Annotated in this window: 17 protein-coding genes; 11 read left to right on the top strand and 6 right to left on the bottom strand. The window is 38.4% G+C overall.

Annotation, left to right across the window (positions count from 1 at the left end):
* The first annotated feature begins 7 nt into the window (after positions 1-7).
* Both BN1068_RS07935 and BN1068_RS07930 read left to right on the top strand, forming a co-directional pair.
* The gene (locus tag BN1068_RS07935; protein ID WP_077602318.1) at positions 8-457 is read left to right on the top strand and encodes an OsmC family protein; all 450 of its coding nucleotides are present in this window, start codon (positions 8-10) and stop codon (positions 455-457) included.
* Between the two features lie 247 nt (positions 458-704).
* A complete protein-coding gene (locus BN1068_RS07930) occupies positions 705-1715 on the top strand; it encodes an acyltransferase family protein (protein ID WP_077602317.1) in 1011 nt (336 codons plus the stop codon).
* 63 nt (positions 1716-1778) lie between these two features.
* Here BN1068_RS07930 and BN1068_RS07925 read toward each other — a convergent pair whose 3' ends face one another.
* Complete coding sequence (locus BN1068_RS07925; protein WP_077602316.1) at positions 1779-3122, bottom strand: YjiH family protein; 1344 nt, start codon at positions 3120-3122, stop codon at positions 1779-1781.
* 333 nt (positions 3123-3455) lie between these two features.
* Between BN1068_RS07925 and BN1068_RS07920 the strand changes: the two genes are divergently transcribed.
* The 5 genes from BN1068_RS07920 to BN1068_RS07905 all read left to right on the top strand — a co-directional run bounded on the left by BN1068_RS07920 (position 3456) and on the right by BN1068_RS07905 (position 5875).
* A complete protein-coding gene (locus BN1068_RS07920; protein ID WP_077602315.1) occupies positions 3456-3800 on the top strand; it encodes a phasin family protein in 345 nt (114 codons plus the stop codon).
* Between the two features lie 175 nt (positions 3801-3975).
* Positions 3976-4569 carry a lysophospholipid acyltransferase family protein gene (locus BN1068_RS07915; protein WP_077602314.1) on the top strand — a complete coding sequence of 198 codons (594 nt, stop codon included), beginning with the start codon at positions 3976-3978 and terminating at the stop codon, positions 4567-4569.
* Between the two features lie 263 nt (positions 4570-4832).
* Entirely contained in the window at positions 4833-4988 is a 156-nt protein-coding gene (locus BN1068_RS23595; protein WP_175637106.1) for a hypothetical protein, read from the top strand.
* Between the two features lie 124 nt (positions 4989-5112).
* On the top strand, positions 5113-5430 hold the full coding sequence (locus BN1068_RS07910) for a YwdI family protein (protein WP_077602313.1): 318 nt from the start codon (positions 5113-5115) through the stop codon (positions 5428-5430).
* 73 nt (positions 5431-5503) lie between these two features.
* A complete protein-coding gene (locus tag BN1068_RS07905; RefSeq protein ID WP_077602312.1) occupies positions 5504-5875 on the top strand; it encodes a DUF423 domain-containing protein in 372 nt (123 codons plus the stop codon).
* A 21-nt stretch (positions 5876-5896) separates the two neighbouring features.
* On the opposite strand, the gene BN1068_RS07900 is transcribed toward BN1068_RS07905, so the two are convergent.
* From BN1068_RS07900 to hemQ, 4 genes are all read right to left on the bottom strand, one after another.
* Positions 5897-6145 carry a hypothetical protein gene (locus tag BN1068_RS07900; protein ID WP_077602311.1) on the bottom strand — a complete coding sequence of 83 codons (249 nt, stop codon included), beginning with the start codon at positions 6143-6145 and terminating at the stop codon, positions 5897-5899.
* 89 nt (positions 6146-6234) lie between these two features.
* A complete protein-coding gene (gerQ, locus tag BN1068_RS07895; RefSeq protein ID WP_077602310.1) occupies positions 6235-6666 on the bottom strand; it encodes a spore coat protein GerQ in 432 nt (143 codons plus the stop codon).
* Between the two features lie 53 nt (positions 6667-6719).
* Positions 6720-7145, bottom strand: coding sequence for a cell wall hydrolase (locus tag BN1068_RS07890; RefSeq protein WP_077602309.1), 426 nt, complete (start codon positions 7143-7145; stop codon positions 6720-6722).
* A 157-nt stretch (positions 7146-7302) separates the two neighbouring features.
* Complete coding sequence (gene hemQ / locus BN1068_RS07885; RefSeq protein WP_077602308.1) at positions 7303-8055, bottom strand: hydrogen peroxide-dependent heme synthase; 753 nt, start codon at positions 8053-8055, stop codon at positions 7303-7305.
* A 382-nt stretch (positions 8056-8437) separates the two neighbouring features.
* On the opposite strand from hemQ, the gene pta reads away from it, so the two are divergent.
* Positions 8438-9412: a phosphate acetyltransferase gene (pta, locus tag BN1068_RS07880; protein WP_077602307.1), complete on the top strand. Its 975-nt coding sequence runs from the start codon at positions 8438-8440 to the stop codon at positions 9410-9412.
* 74 nt (positions 9413-9486) lie between these two features.
* On the opposite strand, the gene BN1068_RS07875 is transcribed toward pta, so the two are convergent.
* Entirely contained in the window at positions 9487-10326 is an 840-nt protein-coding gene (locus BN1068_RS07875) for a lipoate--protein ligase family protein (protein ID WP_077602306.1), read from the bottom strand.
* A 463-nt stretch (positions 10327-10789) separates the two neighbouring features.
* Between BN1068_RS07875 and BN1068_RS07870 the strand changes: the two genes are divergently transcribed.
* From BN1068_RS07870 to BN1068_RS07860, 3 genes are all read left to right on the top strand, one after another.
* On the top strand, positions 10790-12091 hold the full coding sequence (locus BN1068_RS07870) for an HD domain-containing protein (RefSeq protein ID WP_077602305.1): 1302 nt from the start codon (positions 10790-10792) through the stop codon (positions 12089-12091).
* A gap of 6 nt (positions 12092-12097) precedes the next feature.
* Positions 12098-12604, top strand: a complete 507-nt coding sequence (locus BN1068_RS07865; protein WP_077602304.1) for a YwgA family protein — start codon at positions 12098-12100, stop codon at positions 12602-12604.
* 62 nt (positions 12605-12666) lie between these two features.
* The gene (locus BN1068_RS07860) at positions 12667-13182 is read left to right on the top strand and encodes a YwhD family protein (RefSeq protein WP_254846731.1); all 516 of its coding nucleotides are present in this window, start codon (positions 12667-12669) and stop codon (positions 13180-13182) included.
* The last annotated feature ends 153 nt before the right edge of the window (positions 13183-13335 follow it).

Raw genomic sequence — 13335 nt, 5'->3', positions numbered from 1 at the left:
GATTGTCATGACATTGCACCATTTCCATTTGAAAGCAGAATGGCCCGGTGGACGGAATAGCGAGGGTTATATAAGCGCAGGGAATCTACAAACCAAAATATCAATCCCTCCAGAAATGGACGGACCTGGAATTGGTACAAATCCGGATGAAATGCTGCTTGGAGCGGCGGCAACATGCTATATCATTTCTTTGGGAGCCATGTTTGAACGGGCAGAGCTTCCAATAGCCGGAATGAGCATGACCTCTGAAGGAATTGTAGATGTAACAGATGGTATTTTCACATATGAAAAAATTATCCACCGGCCTCATGTGACATTGAAACAGGGGGCAACCGATAAGCAAATTCGCTTAACTGAAAAACTTGTTGAGAAAGCGGAAAAGACATGTATGATTTCGAAAGCTGTTAAAGGGAATGTCGAATTAGGATTGGAGCCGGTTATCCGAATAGCAGAATAACGGGAATGAAGCCATACGAACAAGGAGATCCAAAGATCGAATTGGTTTGATATGGCTTTTTTTGATGCAAAAGTATTCCCTGAATACAGATATTTAACAAGCTGATTAAATTGTATTACATTTTTTCGAGTCACTAACAAATTGATTACAAAACGATAAAATTTCTGTTTTTTAGGAGATTTTTTTAGTACAAGTGGGTAAAGTAGAGTATGCAACTTTAAATGTGTACGAAATAGAGGGATGAGTTATGGAGCGAAATGCATTTTTTGATAATGCGAAAGTGATTTTAATTTTCCTTGTTGTTTTTGGTCATATGATTCAGCCCTTTGTTGGGGATTCGAAGTCGACCGAAGCAATTTATATGTGGATATATACTTTCCATATGCCGGCCTTTATTTTATTAGCCGGGTTCTTTGCAAAAGGATCAGGGAACAAAAAATATATATGGAACTTAATGAAGAAGCTAATTATTCCATATTTAATTTTTCAGACGTTATATACAATTTATTATTTCTTAATAGGAAAAGCAGATTGGCAGACAGGCGTTTTCTATCCTCAGTGGTCGCTGTGGTTTCTGTTCAGCTTGTTCAGTTGGCATATTCTGCTTGTGCTGTTCAAAAAGATTCCGGCAGGCTGGAGTATTGCTCTATCTGTATTCATAGGAGTTCTGGTCGGTTATTTTGGAGAAATTGGCCATTCATTCAGCTTATCCAGAACATTTGTGTTTTTCCCATTCTTTTTAATCGGCTATTGGCTGACAGTAGACCAAATGATGCTGGTGAAGAAGCGGCAAGTGAAGATAGCATCTATTGTTGTAATGGCAATTCTGTTTGTAATAGTCTATACACTTCCGGCAATAGACACCGGCTGGCTGCTTGCATCACAGTCTTACAGTAATTTAGGCGCAGATAGCTATGGCGGTATACTCCGGTTAGTCGTGTATGCGATAGCTGCAGTGATGACAACCAGTGTATTGGCATGGGTTCCAAAAAGAAACCTGGGCTGGGTAACAAAACTCGGCACAAGAACGTTATATGTTTATTTACTGCACGGTTTCATTGTTCAGTTCCTTCGCCAGTTTGATTTATTAACTGTCAACCACTGGTTTGATGTTGTCGGCATTGCAGGCTTATCTGCACTGATTGTGATTGTGCTGTCAAGTAAGCCTATATTAACAGTGTCACAGCCATTAATTGAAGGACGATTAGCAAAAGTCCAGTCCTTATTTAAAAACCGGCATAAAGAGACATCTTCCTAAAAGATATATGCTGTAATAAAAAATGCGGAGATCCTCAGGGAAACTCCGCATTTTTTATTTTATTTAAAATAATATGTGAGCAATAACAGTAATAATTGGAAGTGTAATTACTGTACGCAGTAAAAAGATAACAGCAAGATGACGGAAGGATACCGGGATTTTCGTTCCCAGGATAAGTCCGCCGACTTCTGACATGAAAATCAGCTGTGTAACAGATAAAGCAGCAATAATAAAACGTGTGATTTCTGCTTCTACACCAGTAATTAAAATTGCCGGCAGGAACATATCTGCAAAACCAATCAGCATTGTTTCAGATGCTTCGTGGGCAAATGGGATCTGCATCAGCTCTAAAATAGGAACAAACGGCATCCCAAGCCATTGGAACAAAGGGGTATATTCCGCAATCATCACTGCGATTGTTCCAAAAGCCATGACAACAGGGGTTACACCAAACCACATATCCAGAATGTTTTTTCCACCGTCTACAAAGAAAGTACGGAAGCTCGTTTCTTTCTCTGCCCGTTTTACAGCATTCTTGAATCCATAAGTAATTACATTATCAGATTCAGGAATTTTTTCATCATTCGTTCTTTCTTTACCATTGATATAGGTATTCGGCATTCTTGAAAGCGGCGGGATGCGCGGCATAATGAAAGCAGCAGCTCCTCCTGCAATAAGAATCGTCAAATAAAAAGGTAAAAACATATACTCTAAATTGACTTCCTGTAAAATGACCAATGTGAACGTAATGGAAACAACAGAAAATGTTGTACTGATAATGGCTGCTTCCCGTTTTGTATAATAGCCTTCTTCATACTGTTTATTGGTCAGCAGCACCCCGATTGTAGCATCTCCAACCCAGGAGGCTAAGCTGTCAACAGAGGCTCTGCCCGGCAGCCGAAACAGAGGGCGCATGATATTCCTCATAATTCCTCCAAAAAACTCCAGCAGACCAAAGTTGGTTAGAAAAGGTAAAAAGAGACCTGCAAACAGGAAGGTGACAAATAATGTATGCAGTAAACTGTCTAAGAGCATGCCGCCTGTATCTTCGTTATAAACAAATTCCGGTCCAATTTGAAAATAAACCATCACTGCAAAGACAGCCGCCAGAAAACGCGTGATTGTCCAAAACCAGGTTGTATAGAATAACTGATGCAGAAAAGGGAATCTTTTAAAAGATGACTTGCCGCCAAGTTTTGCCGAGATGGTGAAGATGGCAGTCAATAAAATAACAATCATCATAATAAGTGATAAATAATTTTCGATAGCTCCCTCCAGCATGCCTGCTAAAAAGGCAATGGGGATCGTAAAGCCGTCCTCTGTCGGTAAGGGATATAAGAAAAGAAATAACCCTAGCAAAGACGGAATAATAAATTTGATAATATTGCGAAAGGAACGGGTCTCCATTTATTTTCCTCCTAAATAATCCTAAAAATGTAACTGTATGATTATACAATTAAATGAAATTTTATTCAATAGTAGATGATTAGATAATGATTAATAATAGTATGAAACGGGAACATAAAAATATAGCAGCTAAAATTAGCGCCAAATTTATTTACGTGGCAGCAGAATTTTTTATATAATAATATTATAAGAAACTTTATTTTATTCTTTGTACCCAAAAAATGTATAGAATAATCCTGTTTCACGTATTGTAAGGATGACGGGTTCAAAGGACGCGGTTCCATCCAATTTTAAACGAACCATCATACAGACATACTATAGGAGGTATAAATGATGAGTGAATATTTACGTAAAGGATTTTTACTGGGGCTGGGTGCTGCAGTAAGCGGAAAAGAGAAATTTGAACAAAAAGTAAAAGAATTAGTGGAGAAAAATGAGTTAACACAGGAGCAGGCAAAAACTGTTTTAGATAATTTTATTGAAAAAGGCAGCAGCAAAAAAGATGAGTGGGACGAAAAAAGCAAAGAGAAGAAAAAAACGCTGGCAAGAGAGTCCGGGCTTGCGACAACGGATGACATCGAGGAGCTGCGTGCGAGAATTAATGTGCTGGAAGAAAAGTTAGGCGTTTCCTTAGCGCAAGAAACTAAAGAGGAAGCAGTAGAAGAAGAGCAGAATTAATGTGTAAGAGCAGGACGCTTTCATCCAGTCTGAAAGCGTCCTGCTCTCTCTTTTTTGCAGAAAGCATTTATTTGTAGAGCAAGGAGGATAGAAACATCTTGTAATTTATTATTATTTCTATTAGTATCTTATATAAGTATCAGGTACTAAAAATGAGAAAAGGAAGAGAAGAAGTATGTATTATTTTGCAGCATATGCCTTAAAGGTAATATTAAGTTTATTTGGACGCGTAAAAGTATTTCAAAAGGAAAAGGTGCCGGAATCCGGCGGATATATTATCGCATGTACACATTCAGGCTGGGTAGATATTTTATGGTTAGGTGTCAGCATGCTGCCTACAAAAATTCACTATATGGCAAAGAAAGAATTATTTCAATCAGGCCCTTTAAAATGGCTGATGAAAAAACTGAACGCATTTCCTGTGGACAGGGAAAACCCGGGCCCAAGCACAATCAAAGTACCCCGAAAGCTTTTAAAAGAAGGAAAAGTTATCGGTATTTTTCCAAGCGGTACGAGGACAACGAATCAAGTCCCCTTAAAAAGAGGTGCAGTTACCATTGCTGCATACAGTAACGTACCAATTATTCCAGCAGCTTACACAGGACCGAATAACTTTAAAGAACTCATCAAGTTTAAAAAACCAAAAATTATTTTTGGTGATCCAATCTATTTGTCTAAAGATGTTTCACGCAGGGAAGCAATGGATGAGATGATGGAAGTAATGAATGAAAAGCTCTACACATTACAATCAAAAATAGAAGGAAAATAAAACAAAATATTATGTTAAAGGGACAGGCTCTTCTTTTTGGAAAAGAAAAGAAGTATTAATATACACTATTTACCAAAAACATTTATGTTGTCAGGTCTAATGGAAGGGGCGATTCTTTTTGGGGATAACTTAGTTCCTGTGAATTAGGCTGGTTATTTCATTATTATGAAATAACTTGTAATATTCTCCTATTGAAGATAAAAATAGACAATGCTATAATATTTTTATATTTTACTGCATCAGTATAGGGGGAGTTTTCAAGTATGAAAAACTTTTTTCATCTATATCAGCAAACTTCAACACAATTGGGAAGAGAACTTCAAGACACAGAGGTTACATTTTTGAAATGGATGTATGATCGCTATACGGTGGAGGAAATAACAAGACGGAAGCTAAGTGAAAAACGTATATTACGGTAAAGAGCAGAAAGACGGGGATGATCGTCTAAAGCTCTTTTTTATTTTGCGGGCATGAGAGCTTTTTCTGAATGATATCTGTGCTATAATTCATTAGGGAAGTCAGTGACGTAAAAGGAGGGGTTAGATGGCTGTAAGTAATGAAGTAATAATTAATAAAATGATACGTGAATTAGAAGAGGCCAAAAGAAAAACCCATCAGCAGGATCAAGTAAAAAAACATATGGAGAATATCCATTTATTAAGTGAACTGTTTCTCTCAGCAAATCAGGATCAAAATACAACAGGTCAGTTACAAACCAATATAGAAGATACAGAGGAGCATATTTCAGAAGCAGAAATGAAGGCCATGCTTGGTAAACAGGCCAGCGTCAAAGTAGTTCATCCGGAGCAGAAAAAACTAAAAGACGAAGATGCGAATGGAGATTCCATTTTTGATTTTTAAGGATAAACGACTGGGATATTTAACCTTTTTGAAAATGTAATTTTATGAATAGTAAGGATTGGAGCTGGAAAAGATGAAACTATTTTTAATAATTGGAGCTGTTCTTGGATTTTTAGCGGTTGCCTTGGGAGCATTTGGGGCACACGGGCTGGAAGGAAGATTATCTGAAAAAGCTTTAACAAATTGGGGCAAAGCAGTAGATTATCAAATGTTTCACACAATAGCTATTGTTGCTGTGGCAATTCTTTTAGGAAAATTTGAAGGCAGTAGCCTCTTTACATCAAGCGGCTGGCTTTTCCTGGCTGGTATTGTCTTATTTTCAGGGAGCCTATATCTTTATTCTTTAACAGGCGTCAAAACACTTGCGATGATTACACCAATCGGAGGTTTATCCTTTTTAGTAGGATGGGTGTTATTAGGTATTGGTGCTGCGAAGTTGTTGTAGTTATAAGACATCTCAAAATAATTAATAAAAATATAATGAAGTGATAAATAAAAACAGCAGCACTGCCCGGATAACCTGTTTGACAGCATCAGAGCTTCTGCGTGTATGCAGCAAAATCAAAGCATCCGCAAGCATACTGAGCACAAAAAGATAACAGGCAAAGAATAAAAGGAGCATCCAACCTGTTATCCAGGCTAGTATGCCAATGAATAGGCCGCCCACGATAGCGATCGCTTCAATTCGTATGAATTTTTCCAGAGGATGTCTCATTTTTATCTCCTCACAATACAGTTATCATTTTAAGTAAATAAAGCGTAGACGTCGTTTGTGTCTACGCTTTATTAATTGTTTTAAATACTTTACCTGGGATTGTAGTTGGATAACTGATCCTGATTTCCATATGGATAAGAATAATTGATTTGTTCGTCAAATAACACGTAATCTAAATACACCATTAATAACAAGAAACGCCGTTCAGAGTCTTCCTCACGAATCAAAATATGATCCCGTCCAGCCTCTTCCAGATAACCGCGGAAGGACGTTGGCTGCTGACCTTCAAATGTCAGATAAAAGGTGCCTAATTTCCCCCGGTTCAAGCGTAAAATATTCTCAATAAAGGATTGCTGATTTGTTAATTGACCACCTCCATTTCCGCTTGATGGCTGAGCATATTGTCTGTATGAATAGGCTGGATAAAAGTTCCCGGTCGCCTGAGGATAATAATAGTATGGATTAGGATAATACGCCTGATTATTATTCACTGGCTGATTTGGATTCGTTTGATCACTCATGATTTCACTCTCCCTCACTATAAAAAATTGAGCTGTACATTAAATGAAATTTTCTACCGATACACAGCAGGACATTCACTTTCAGCTGGAGCATAAAAGCAGTGCGACAGGAATCGGCCGGTATTCCATTGACCGTACCATTGGGCAGGGCACGCCCCTTCAGGCATAAAGAACCAAAGTGAATTGGAGGCAGGGTGCTGCATCTCGCCTTGAATGACTCTTCTTGCAAGGCGTTTATCTGACTCTCTGGCCCGTTGATAAAAATAACCTTGCTGGGTCGCTTCAAATCCGCCGGGGCTTTGGAAAACCATATTCGTTATCGTCCGGATATCTGTAAAGTCTAGACAATCCGCAAGAACACGGTTGATACCCGTATTACCGACCATCAGCATGCCAAGATCACCATCACCCTCTGCTTCTGCACGCATTAAGCGGGCGAGTAAATCAACCTCCGCTTCGTTATGAGCAACAACTGCCATAAACCAACCTCATTTCTGAAAAACTTCGGTGCAAGCTCATTAATGATATGTATGCAGGAAAGTACAGCTTCATGATTATTTTCTAAATGATCATAGATAAATTTTCATAAAAAAAAAGAGACTGAATCAGCCTCTTTTTAATAACCATCATTTATTTTTAAGATAATGCAAGATAACCTGCAAGCTTATCTGCTGCTAAGTAATTACCCATGATGAAATCACCGAATTCTGCATATTTTGTTGTAACTTCATCAAATCGCATTTCATAAACAATTTTCTTAAACTGTAATGGATCATGAGCAAATAATGTTACGCCCCATTCCCATTCGTCAAGTCCAATCGATCCGGTAATGATCTCTTTGACTTTACCGGCATATTTACGTCCTGTCATGCCGTGTTCATAAAGTAATTTTGTACGCTCTTCTTTATCAATCGTAAACCAGTTTGCTTCAGGCTCGCGGCGTCTTGCCATTGGATAGAAGCAGGCATGCTCCCATTTTGGCATGATTGGTCTTAAACGTTCTTTTACATATGGAGAAAGTTCCCGGTCGTCCCCGGCCTTCATTGGATCATGCATCGTCATTTCAATAATAGATACATAAGAATAGGCAGGAATTAAGAAATCTCCTAATACAGATTTATTAATTGCTGTTTTAATTTCTTCCAGCTCATCCATTGTTTCGCGTAAGAAAATAAACATAAGATCTGCTTTATTTCCGACAACTTTGAATATACTATGACTGCCTTCTTTATTTTCTTCTACTGTTTCCCACTGTTTGATAAGCTCTTCAAACTCTTTTATTGCTTTATTTCGTTCGTCCTCAGAGATTGATTTCCAAGATGTCCAATCAAAATGACGCGTATCATGTAATGCGGACCAGCCGTCTACAGTTACTACTGCTTCTGCCATTGTATATACACTCCCTCACTATAAGTTAAATACTGATTCAATATTAACTATAGCATAACCAGCGGGTGGGAATCATATAAAAAAAGGTTCAAAATCATGTTATTTTATGTATTGTCAAGGCTTTGTCAAAATTAAGAAGTATTGAAGACAGCTTTGCTGAAAATTTAGTACTTTCCTGGTATATAAAATAGGGATAAATCAGGAATTGAAAATAAAAATAAGTTGTAATCCTTTACATTGATTTTTCAGGGTTCAAGGCTTTATTTGTGCGGTTAAATGGTATATCATTAAAGAGAATTTGAAGGTAAAATGAATCGGTTTTTCCAAGTAAAAAGTCCGTGATTATCATTTTAACGTGTTAACTATCATAGGAGGTTTTAACATGGGTTTATTTGAACAATTAACAGATAAAGTAAAAGGAAAGGGCAAACGTATTGTATTCCCTGAAGGATTAGATGAACGTGTATTAACAGCAGCAGGCCGTCTGGCTGAAGATGGTGTGCTTACACCTGTTGTCATTGGCAATAAGCAAGAGGTCGAGCAAAAGGCAACAGATCTTAATGTACAAGTATCTGGACTTGAAATTATTGATCCTGCAAGCTATGAAGGTTTTCAGGAAATGGTTGATGCCTTTGTTGAAAGAAGAAAAGGGAAAGCAACGGAAGAAGATGCGAAGAAAATTCTTTTAGACGAAAACTATTTCGGTACAATGCTTATTTATTTGAATAAAGCAGATGGTCTTGTAAGTGGTGCGGCACATTCCACTGCAGACACAGTGCGTCCGGCATTACAAATTATTAAAACAAAAGAAGGCGTGAAGAAAACTTCCGGCGTATTCATTATGGTAAGAGATGAAGAAAAATATGTATTTGCTGATTGCGCAATTAATATTGCTCCGGACAGCAATGACTTAGCAGAGATTGCTGTAGAAAGTGCGAAAACAGGAGCATTATTTGATGTGGATCCGCGTGTTGCAATGCTTAGCTTTTCCACTGCCGGTTCCGCAAAATCACCGGAAACAGAAAAGGTTACAGATGCATTAACCATTGCAAAAGAAAAAGATCCTTCTCTTGTTATCGACGGTGAATTCCAATTTGATGCTGCATTTGTTCCAAGTGTTGCAGAGAAAAAAGCACCGGACTCTGTAATTAAAGGAGACGCAAATGTCTTTGTATTTCCAAGTCTGGAAGCCGGTAATATCGGCTATAAAATTGCCCAGCGTTTAGGCGGTTTTGAAGCGGTCGGTCCGATTCTTCAAGGGCTTAATAAGCCGGTAAATGATCTATCCAGAGGCTGCAGCACAGAAGATGTGTACAACCTTGCCCTTATCACAGCAGCACAGGCAGCAGCTGAATAAATTATAAATAAGAAACAGCCCGACCGGATTTTGATATTCGGTCGGGCTGTTTTTGTCTTCCTCATTAAACGTGCTTATATATTCTCATTCCGTTTAATCATTTGCTGATAACGTTTATCAAAATTTACCTGCTCTGTATCCTGAATCGGGATCGTAATTATTTCTTCTGTTAACTCTTTTAATGTGCCCACGACGCGCTGCTTGACCTCTTCAACAGTCAATGAAATTCCCAGCAAATCAGAGAGTGAAGCCATAACATCAGGATTTACCTCAGGATAGGTAAAAGCTGTAGCTTCACCGCGTTTTGCAATATGATAAAACTCCCGTATGAAAGAAGCACGTGTTTTGCTGTTTCCTTCAATATCTAAATAAATTTGTACGGAAATGCCGTTTTTCACCCGCCGCTGCGAAATACCTGCAAACTTTTTTCCATTAATACTTAAATCATAATCGCCGGGACAGTAGGAACCGACAATTTCATATGCTTCAATAGCGTCCGTTATATCTGCAAACATTGCCTGAACAAAACGGACCATTGCTTCATAACAATCGTATATTGATAAATTATCTGCTCCGGGGATAATAAGGGAAATATTAAGTACACCTTCATCCAGTGCAACAGCGAGGCCACCGGAATTACGGACAATTCCCTGGCAATTTTTTTCTTTTAGAAACGCTATCCCATCTTTAATGTGAGGCAGGCGTGAATCAGGGATGCCTAACACAATCGTATCCGGGTGTACCCATAAACGAAGTACAGGAGGAGAAGCTTCCTCACTGACTGAAATAGCAAGTGCGTCATCCACAGCAAATGAAGCCAGAGCAGTGTTAGGCTTGCCTGCAACCATGTCTTCTGTGGTGTGATCTATGTATCGAAATGTTTTATGCCGAATAATTTCTTTCCAATTTTTCATAAGTTTATCCTAAACCTTTCGTCAGCTGATTAACTATATTATAATATAATAAAAGCATATGTGGAAAAGAAGTATAAGGCACTTCATCAAAGATAATAGAATGCGTGTTCAAAAAGTCCGATAAATAGGACCAAGAAGTTTAAGGCGACGAATTTTTTATGAACGGACTTTCACAGGATGTGATGACTTCTGTGTTGTCCACAAATGTTTTCGGTGGGACGAGTAATCGCAGTCCCAGGACGTGGACGCTCTTAACAGAAGTTCTTCTATGCTTTATAATACGTGAGTAACGGTTTTGGTGGGGCGAGTAATCGCAGTCCCATCGGAAGAAATTTGTCAACGTAGAAATTCGCTGTGTCATCTTTATTGGATTTTTTGAACATCCTATTAGAACAAATACGCTGAACCTTTTCTGAAAAAGGATGTAAAAAATCTTTCAGAAAGTACGGATGGGGATAAATATATGGCATATAAAGACGAACAATTAATAGAAGAGAAGGTATTTAAAGATCCGGTCCACCGGTATATTCATGTCCGTGACCGGGCTGTCTGGGATTTAATTGCCACACCGGAATTTCAGAGACTGCGCCGGATAAAACAGCTTGGTACTACCAATCTAACCTTTCATGGTGCAGAGCATAGCCGTTTTAACCATTCCCTGGGAGTCTATGAAATTGTAAGAAGGATTACCAATAATTTTGCAGACCGTGAAAGATGGGATAGAGAACAGCGGCTGCTGTGTCTTTGTGCGGCATTATTGCATGATTTAGGGCACGGACCATTCTCGCATTCATTTGAAAAAGTATTTAAGCTGGACCATGAGCAGTTTACACAAAAAATTATCCTGGGAGATACGAAGGTAAACCAGATTTTGAAGAAGGTTTCTGTTGATTTTCCTGAGAAAGTAGCCGATGTTATTGCCAAGACGTATTCGGACAAGCTTGTGGTGAGTCTGATATCCAGTCAAATTGATGCCGATCGAATGGATTATCTGCAGCGCGATGCCTATTTTACCGGAGTGAGCTATGGCCATTTTGATATGGAGCGTATTTTGCGTGTTATGCGGCCGATGGATGATCAGGTAGTGATTAAAGCAACAGGAATGCATGCGGTGGAAGATTATATTATGAGCCGTTATCAAATGTATTGGCAGGTTTATTTCCATCCTGTAACCAGAAGCGCAGAGGTTATCCTGTCAAAAATCTTTCAACGGGCAAAAGTACTTTATGAAGATGATGCCTATCAGTTTCAGCTGGAGCCGACACACTTTATTTCATTTTTTGAAGAGAGAGTGAAGCTGTCAGACTATTTAAAGCTGGATGACATGATTGTATATTATTATTTTCAGCAGTGGCAGGAAGAAAAAGATGATATTTTAGCTGATTTATGCTACCGGTTTATTAACCGTCATTTATTTAAGTATGTGGAATACAATCCAGACCCTCAAATTAATGCGGGAATGGAGCTTTATCAGCTGTTTAAAGAAGCGGGTATTAATCCGGACTATTATTTAGTGGTGGATTCTTCTTCTGATTTACCGTATGATTTTTATCGCCCGGGTGAAGAAGAAGAACGCCTGCCGATACACCTTTTGATGCCGGATGGCGGTTTGAAGGAATTATCCCGTCATTCTGATATTGTCGAGGCGATTTCAGGTAAAAAAAGGACAGACCATAAGCTGTATTTTCCTAAGGACAGGATTCAAGCGATAGAAGATACTAATTTGAAGAAAAGAATTCTAGATATATTGTACGGGAAGGAATGACCATTTGTGTTAGACAACCATGCGAAACTGCTCTATTTTTTCTCTAAAGCCAAGCAAGTAACAGGAAGAAAGAAATTACAAAAAATGATTTATATTTTGCAGCAATGCCGGGTACCCTTTGAAGAGAAATATCAATTTCATTTTTATGGGCCCTATTCCGAAGAACTGACATTGCGGGTGGAAGAGCTTTGTAATTTAAACTTTTTAAAGGAAGAAAAGGAAGAAAAAAGTAATTACCATCAATATCATTATTCAATCACAGAGGATGGGGCTACTTTTTTAAATCAATTTGAAGTGGATATTCCTGAAATAGAAGACAGAATCAGTGTACTGCAGAACTGCAGTGCCCGTTTTTTGGAGCTTGTCTCTACAGTGTTGTATTTTTCTTATTTACCAAGAGAGGAAATAATTGATAAAGTACATACAGTAAAGCCGAAGCTGAAATATACAGATGAAGAAATGAATGAAGCCTTCCAGTTTATTGATGAATTACAGGATAAGTCTTCTCACTAAAAAAGCCTGTTGGAACGTGGTAGAATAGGAAAAAGGTCAGAATGAAGCAGGAGGGAATGACATTGACAGACGGAAACAAGAAAAAAAATACATTTACAATTATAAAAGATGATTCTACAGATGGCCATGGCGGTTATGGAGCTGGAACAGTCAGCCTTGAAAATATGTCATCGATTATTGTAGATCCGAATGAAGGTAAAGCATATGTAGACATGGACGCGATGCATGCGAGAAGTTCTGTAGAGCGCCGTGTGAAATGGATTAGAGATCGCGATGAAGTACAAGGCGGAAAGCTTTATTGGATTGTCTGGGTCACAGTGGAAAAAGGAGAAAATGGTCCGTATTATGCTGGAGTTGCCGGCAGTGAAATCCGCGTAAACCGGGAAATCAAACGAGCTTATAAATCCATGGCAGAGCATGTGAAGCATATGGAGAAGTCATTGAAAGGCCAAATTATTGTTGAGCATATGGACGGGCCTTCAAAAAAATTATTAGGAGACTTCCTGAAAGAATTCAAGCCTGAAATGTGGGAAAATGCTTCTTCAGAGCTGAAAGATCAATTAGGAATGGAAAGCTGATCTTTGACAAAAATGTGAATGAATTATGAACATATTTAGAAATTCTTGTACTTTTCTTAAATACTTTGTAAACTATGAGTACATGGGCTAACTCATGTTTACTAGGACAAAAAAGCAGTCCGTATCGAATTTGTCGATACGGACTGCTTTTTT

It is taken from the genome of Oceanobacillus sojae (assembly GCF_900162665.1).
Classification (GTDB): Bacteria; Bacillota; Bacilli; order Bacillales; family Amphibacillaceae; genus Oceanobacillus; species Oceanobacillus sojae_A.
The sequence above is the reverse complement of the archived record's forward strand: the minus strand, read 5'-3'. Positions and strand labels throughout refer to the sequence as shown.